Origin of the sequence: Corallococcus sp. AB049A (assembly GCF_003668885.1) — a bacterium.
In the GTDB taxonomy this organism is placed as follows: domain Bacteria; phylum Myxococcota; class Myxococcia; order Myxococcales; family Myxococcaceae; genus Corallococcus; species Corallococcus interemptor.
On the sequence record NZ_RAWL01000542.1, the window covers coordinates 1 to 5008 of the forward strand.

Annotated in this window: 4 protein-coding genes; 1 reads left to right on the plus strand and 3 read right to left on the minus strand. The window is 71.4% G+C overall.

The features are described 5' to 3' along the window. The coding region (locus D7X55_RS35610) for a lysophospholipid acyltransferase family protein (RefSeq protein WP_121725371.1) at positions 1-999 on the minus strand (999 nt) is incomplete at its 3' end. Between the two features lie 213 nt (positions 1000-1212). Here D7X55_RS35610 and D7X55_RS35615 point away from each other — a divergent pair. Continuing rightward, positions 1213-3138: a S8 family serine peptidase gene (locus tag D7X55_RS35615; protein WP_120551313.1), complete on the plus strand. Its 1926-nt coding sequence runs from the start codon at positions 1213-1215 to the stop codon at positions 3136-3138. 79 nt (positions 3139-3217) lie between these two features. Here the strand turns inward: D7X55_RS35615 and D7X55_RS35620 are convergent, their stop codons facing one another. Both D7X55_RS35620 and D7X55_RS35625 read right to left on the minus strand, forming a co-directional pair. Beyond that, complete coding sequence (locus tag D7X55_RS35620) at positions 3218-3988, minus strand: anti-sigma factor (RefSeq protein WP_120551312.1); 771 nt, start codon at positions 3986-3988, stop codon at positions 3218-3220. Continuing rightward, entirely contained in the window at positions 3985-4614 is a 630-nt protein-coding gene (locus D7X55_RS35625) for an RNA polymerase sigma factor (RefSeq protein ID WP_120551311.1), read from the minus strand. Before D7X55_RS35625 ends, D7X55_RS35620 begins: the two co-directional genes overlap by 4 nt. Positions 4615-5008 lie beyond the last annotated feature (394 nt).

The window sequence follows — 5008 nt, forward strand, 5'->3', positions numbered from 1 at the left end:
GTCCAGCTCCGCGCGCCGCGCCGCCATGCGGGGCAGCGGGTACGGAAGCGCGAACAGCGCCAGCCCCAGCGCGAACAGCGGCAGCCCGAACACCCCCCGCGCCAGCGTCTTCAGCGCGAACGGCACCACGTTGCCCGGGCGGTACTCCACGGACAGCTCCTCCGGCCGAGCGGCCTGCACCAGCGCCATCCGGTGGCCGAACGAGGACAGGTCCTGCCGCAGGCGCTCGTAGCGCGCCGGCTCCTGCGTCCGGAACAGCCGCACCCCGCGCGCCCACAGCCGCAGCCGCTCCGCGTCCAGCGCGCCGCCCTGGCGGAAGGCATAGAGCTGCTCCGCCACCTGCACCACCGGCAGGTCCGCCCACTGCTCCAGGTTCAGCGTCACCGCGCGCAGGCCCTCCGCCACGCGCTCCGTCAGCGCGCGCACCGCGTCCTGCTCCGACGCCGCGTCCTTCGGCAGGAAGGCCGTCACGTCGATGGGCGCTCCCTGGTCGATGAGCACCTCGCTGCGAAAGACGTTCTTCTCCGCGTAGGTGAGCCCCACCGGGACGATGCGCACCGGAGCGCCCTCGCGCGCGGCGTTGAGCGCGATGCGCGCCGCGCCCGTCTTCAGCTCCGCCAGCTCCGGCTCCGAGTGGCTCTTGCCCTCCGGGAAGATGGTGATGGCCCGCCCCTGCACCAGCGCGCCCTTCGCCGCGTCCAGCGTGCCCTCGTTGCGCCCCATCTGCGTCGGGTCGTCTTGCTTGCGGTACACCGGCAGCGCGTTGAGCCCCTTCAACAGCCAGCCGATGACGGGCAGCTTGAACAGCGGCGCCTTGGCCATGAACGTCACCTGGCGCCGCGTGAGGATGAACACCAGCGCCGGGTCGATGAGCCCGTTCGGATGGTTGCCCACGAAGAGCACCGGCCCGGAGGGCGCCTCACCCGGGGCATTCACCTTCACCCGGTAGAAGAGCCGCAGCGCCAGCGCCACCACCGCCCGCACACACGCGTAGAACACACCGCGACTGTATACCGGCGCCCTACCCCGGGCCCGTCCGCGCTCCGGACACTGTCACCGCCGGGGCGGGAAAGGCCTGCTTCCCGGACAAGCCCCCGGATTCAGCCACTACAGAACAATCCGATTTGGCAGCGATCCACCCGGAGCCGTCCGAGACACAGCCCTTTTGCGCGGGTTTTGAAAAAGCCGCGACGCACCTCGGGAGAGCACCACATGAAGCGTCTGCTGTCGCTGGGCTGGGCCGCCGCCACCGCCGCCGTCCTGGGGTGTGGCACGAACACGTCGCAGGACGAGGGCTCGAAGGCGGAAGAGGCACCCGCCGTCACGTCGTCCTCGCGGTCCATCGTCACGGCCGCGGCCGCGACGCCCAGCGCCTGCAACGCGCTCTATGCGTCCAGCGCCACGCAGGCGGCGCTCAGCCAGGCGGTGGTGGATCCCGCGCTGCACACGGACGGTTCGGTCCGCACGCTCATCCTCTCCTTCAACACCGCGAACGCGGCGGGCGGCGTGCTCAACCTGGACGCGGTGCTGGGCGGCATCACGCGCACGCTGGGCGGGCTGACGCAGGGGCTGGGACTGGGCAACGTCCTGGCGCTCAAGTCGCTGCCCATGGTGGCGCTGAAGGTCCCGGTGACGCCGAAGCTCATCACCACGCTGCGCCAGGAACTCCAGCCGCTGGGCCTCATCTCCATCTACGAGGACAAGCCGCTCCAGTACTTCCTGGACACCAGCGTGCCGTACATCCACGCGGACACCGCGCGCACCGCGTATGAGACGACGGGCGCGGGCATCGGCGTGGGCGTCATCGACTCTGGCCTGGACGGCACGCACGGCGACTTCCCCAACGTGGCGCGCAACGTGAAGGTCGTCGCCTCCCCGTTGGACGTGGGCATTGGCGGCGCGCTCTACGTGGACACGCCCAACAGCGACCTGACCAGCGGCCATGGCACGCACTGCGCCAGCATCATCGCGGGCTCGGGCGCGCGCTCCGGCGGCAGGCACCAGGGCGTGGCCCCCGGGGCGAAGCTGCTGGGCGTGGGCACCGGTGATGCGATGAGCATCCTGTTCGCGCTGGAGGGCTTCGACTTCCTGTTGGATCCGGACGTGCGCGAGACGCACAACGTGCGCGTCATCTCCAACTCGTGGGGCACCAGCGGCAGCCACTTCGCGCCGCTGGACCCCATCGCCATCGCGACGAAGCGCGCCTACGACCTGGGCATGGTGGTGGTGTTCGCGGCGGGCAACGAGGGCTCCGACCCCGACACGCTCAACCCGTACAGCGCCTCGCCGTGCGCCATCTCCGTCGCGGCCGGCACGTCGCGCGACACCACGGCGGCCACCAACCCGCTGCTCAGCCAGGACACGCCGGGACAGCTGGCGTCCTTCTCCAGCCGGGGCATCCCGGGCGACGCGTTCCACCACCCGGACATCACGCTGCCGGGCGTGAACATCGTCGCGGCGCGCGCGCTCACCGCCACCATCATGCAGCCGTACCTGGGCCTGGACCTGCTGCACCCGGAGCCGTTCTACGCGGCCAGCTCCGGCACCTCCATGGCCGCGCCGCACATGGCCGGTGTCGCCGCGCTGCTCTTGGAGGTGAACCCCGCGCTCGACATGGACGGCGTGCTGGCGGCGGTGCAGGCCACCGCGCGGCCCATGTACACGACGGACGCGGCGGGCAACACGCGCCAGCTGGAGACGTGGGAGGTGGGCGCGGGCTACGCGGACGTCTACGCGGCGACGAAGTGGGTGAATGACGCCACGGGCACCCGCTACACCACGCAGACCACCGCCCTGCCCTCGTGGACGGGCACGGTGAAGACGAGCATCAACCTGCCGGTGCTGGACCTGTCCCTCCGGGCCGCGCAGCACGAGCACACGCTCAGCGTGCCCGCGGGCGCCAGCGCCCTGCGCATCAAGACGGACTGGGGCAACCCGGCCTACGACCTGGACCTGTATGTCTTTGGCCCCAACGGGGAGCTCGTCGCCACCAGCGCCGAGGGCACCTCCACCGGTGAGGCCGTCACGATTTCGAACCCACCCGCCGGCACCTGGCGCGTTCAGCTCAAGGGCTTCCTGAACGTGGCCACGCAGTACACCGGCACCGCGGAAGTGGATCGCCGTGTCCCGCGTCCGTAGTCACTCACGGACCCCACAAGGTACGGCAGTCCCCGCCCCTCTCCCGTGCTCGCACGGGAGGGGGGTTGTTCGTTCCGGCTCAGCGCGGCTGCAGCGTCACCTGCGTGTCCGCGAGCGTGCGGCCCTGCGCGTCCGTGAAGCGCGCGCGCACCGGCACCGGGCCCGTCAGCCACCCGCCCTGCACGGGCGTGCTGAAGGGCAGCGTCACGTCCACGCCCGCGGCGACCTCGGGGGCCGGGCCCTCGCTCGGGAAGAAGCGCAGGGGCTCGCCTCCGGAGGGCAGCCCCTCCAGCGACAGGCGCACGGGCTGGGGCGCGGTGTAGCTGAACTGCACCGCGTTGCCCTCCGCGCACGTCAGCGTCCCGCCGGGCCGGGCCTCCGCCAGCACCTTGCCCTCGGGTGAGATGCAGAAGGCGCGCACGCCCCAGGCCTGCTCCCCCGGAGCGGACGAGCGCGCCTGCCACTCCGGCACGCCCGGCTCCTGACGCTGCATCGACGGCGCCACGACGACCAGCGCCACGGTCGCGGCGGCGGCGCTCAGCGCCAGGGGCATGAAGAGCGGAGACGCGAACCACTTCTTGCGCTCGGGCGCCACCACCGTCCGCGCGGGGGCGGGTTGAAGCCGGGCCATCAGCGCCTGCTCCAATAGCGCGCTCCGGGCCTGGGGCAGCGCCCGCTGCTCCAGCACGGACTCCACGCGCGACAGCCGCGTGTACGCCTCCTGACACTCGGGACAGGTGGCCAGGTGCGCGCGCAGGCGCTGGAAGCCCTCCGCGTCCAGCCCGTCCTGGCCCTTCTCGAAGAGCGCGGCCATCGCCTGCTTCGCCTGGCGGTCGTTGCATCCACTCATCGCGCACCCCGCCGCTTGAAGAAGCTCCAGCCCTGCGTCTCCAGGTCCTCGAGGTACCCCTTCGACTGGAGGAACCCCAGCAGCCGGGACTTCAGACCGAACTCGCGCCGCCGCACCTGGATGCGCGTAAGGCCCAGCGCCGTGGCGGCCTCCTCCTGGGGCAGCCCCTCCCCGAAGCGCAGCTCGAACAGCCGGTGCTCTTCGCGCGACAGGCCGTCCTTGAACATCGCGAGCAGGGCCTCCACCTCGCGGTCCTCCAGCAGCTCGTCCAGCCCGCCCTCCTCCGAGGAGGATTCGGTGAGCCCCTCGAAGGCCTCGTCCCGGCCCACCAGCTCGCGCTCGCGCGACTGTTCCAGCAGCACGTTGCGCGCGATGCCCATCAGGAAGTGGGCATAGGGACGCGTGCCGTTGTAGGCCGCGCGGGTGCGCGGCTCGAAGGCTCGGGCGAAGGTCTCCAGCAGCGTGTTCTCCAACTCCATCGCGTTCCTCAGGCGGGCGAAGCTGCCCCGCCATGCGGCCGCCTTGAGCAGGCGAGCGAGTGGCTCCGCGTGCGCGCGATACACCTCCGCCAGCACCTCGGGAGTGCCTTCGCGAAAGCGGCGCAGCGTGTCGTCATCCCACTCCATCCCTCAAGGGCTTACCGCGACCGTTATGGTCCCGTCATCCGCATGTTGTCGCGAGCGGCGCCGGGTGGATTGTCGGTTGCGCCCCGTGGCATTCTTTTGCCCAGGCCCCAACGCAATCCCCCCATGCCCTTGCCGCTCCGCCGGACCCTGACCCTGGGAGTGCTCCTCCTGGCCTCGAGCGCCGCGAGCGCCGGGCCGGCGCAGGTCCACTATGCCCTCATCGTTGCCAGCAACACGGGCACCGAGAAGTCCCAGGCGCCGCTGAACTACGCGGACGACGACGGCGCGCGGTACTACGAACTGTTCGCCCCCCGCTCCCGCGAGGTGGTGCTGCTGAGCGTGCTGGACGCGGAGACGCAGGCCCCTGTCTCTTATACCCATCTGACGCTGCCGA